Source organism: Neisseria sp. HMSC065D04 (genome assembly GCF_001815675.1).
Lineage (GTDB): Bacteria > Pseudomonadota > Gammaproteobacteria > Burkholderiales > Neisseriaceae > Neisseria.
Map to the genome: position 1 here is coordinate 1 of NZ_KV821484.1, position 1,471 is coordinate 1,471.

The 1,471-nt window shown below is 43.3% G+C and carries 2 protein-coding genes and 1 pseudogene; all 3 read right to left on the reverse strand.

Annotation, left to right across the window (positions count from 1 at the left end; all coding sequences use genetic code 11):
- Nucleotides 1-206 (reverse strand): annotated as a pseudogene (locus tag HMPREF3050_RS02035) (DUF4189 domain-containing protein); the annotation flags it as partial.
- A gap of 91 nt (nt 207-297) precedes the next feature.
- On the reverse strand, nt 298-819 hold the full coding sequence (locus HMPREF3050_RS02040; RefSeq protein WP_070773271.1) for a DUF4189 domain-containing protein: 522 nt from the start codon (nt 817-819) through the stop codon (nt 298-300).
- 90 nt (nt 820-909) lie between these two features.
- Nucleotides 910-1,434 (reverse strand): DUF4189 domain-containing protein, encoded by a 525-nt coding sequence (locus tag HMPREF3050_RS02045; protein ID WP_070773272.1) that lies wholly within the window; start codon nt 1,432-1,434, stop codon nt 910-912.
- Between the last annotated feature and the right edge of the window lie 37 nt (nt 1,435-1,471).

A 1,471-nucleotide genomic window follows, 5' to 3' on the forward strand; every position in this document is an offset into this window, starting at 1 on the left:
GCACCATATTTGGAGACATAGACTATTTTTTTCGAAGGTGGTGTGCTGTTACCTGATTGGGGAGGAGGCACATTGTATAAAATTTGCCGACCGCTTCCGTCTATGATACGGCAGGTTCCCGTGGCAGCTTGGTATTCTCCACCACAGCCATTGGCATAAACATTAAAACTTACCAACCCCAATGCGATTAAAAACAGTTTTTTCATAAATTTATCCTTTCTCCCAGCTCATCTTTAACTTGGCTTAGAAAAGGTCGTCTGAAAATAGTTTTCAGACGACCTTTTAAATAAAATTTGATTATTGCAATTCAGGCAGGGAGCAGCCTTCGGGCATTAAGACTTTGCATTCAGTCATTCCTGCATTTTTGCAGTTTGTAATAGCAGCCTGTTCTGCAAGTCCGGGTTCTGCCGCACCTCCAATTACTTTAGTTTGGTTTTTCAATTTGCCTGAAGCAGCGGCAATACAGCCGTTTCTAACCCAACTGATCGCTTTACATGGTGCATTTCTACTCCCCTTCTCACATTGCTTAATGGCTGCACTTTGTGCCTCGGCTTTTGAGTTTTGATTTAATGCCCCACCAATATGACCTGATTTTTCACTGAAAGCCAAAGCCCCAAATTTAGAAGGAACTTTCACGTCGTGGTAGATGATTTTTTTAGGAGGCGGAGTGCTGCGGCTGCCTGAAGAACAGTTCGGGTTATAACCATAACCACACAATGTCGAATTGTTTTGCAACGCCCCTCTGGTTGCATCATAGGTAGGGTCGGCATTTACATTAAAACTTACCAAGCCCAATGCGATTAAAAACAGTCTTTTCATAAATTTATCCTTTTCCCAGCTCATCTTTAACTTGGCTTAGAAAAGGTCGTCTGAAAATAGTTTTCAGACGACCTTTTAAATAAAATTTGATTATTGCAATTGAGGCAGGGAGCAGCCTTCGGGCATGATGATTTCGCATTCCGTTGCCCCTCTGTTACTGCATTTTTGCAAAGCCTCCTGTTCGACCGTTCCTTGCGGACCTGCCGCATCGGCTAAAATAAACAGGTTGTTTTTCACTTTTCCTTTTGCTGCCGCGAGGCAGCCGTTTCTTACCCATGTGATGGCTTTGCAAGGCGTATTGCGACTGCCTTGCTGGCAATGTTTGACTGCTTCTCTTTTTGCTTCGGCTAAAGAGTTATGATTCAACGAACCGGCAATATGCCCAGCTTTCACACTAACAGCCAAAGCCCCAAATTTAGAAGGTACCAAGACGTCATGGTAAATGATTTTTTTAGGAGGCGGTGCGCTGCGGCTGCCTGAAGAACAGTTCGGGTTATAACCATAACCACACAATGTCGAATTGTTTTGCAACGCCCCTCTGGTTGCATCATAGGTAGGGTCGGCATTTACATTAAGACTGATCAGTCCAAATACTATCAAAAACAGTTTTTTCATAAAGGCATCCTTTTTCGGATTAATACGATATCGGAGG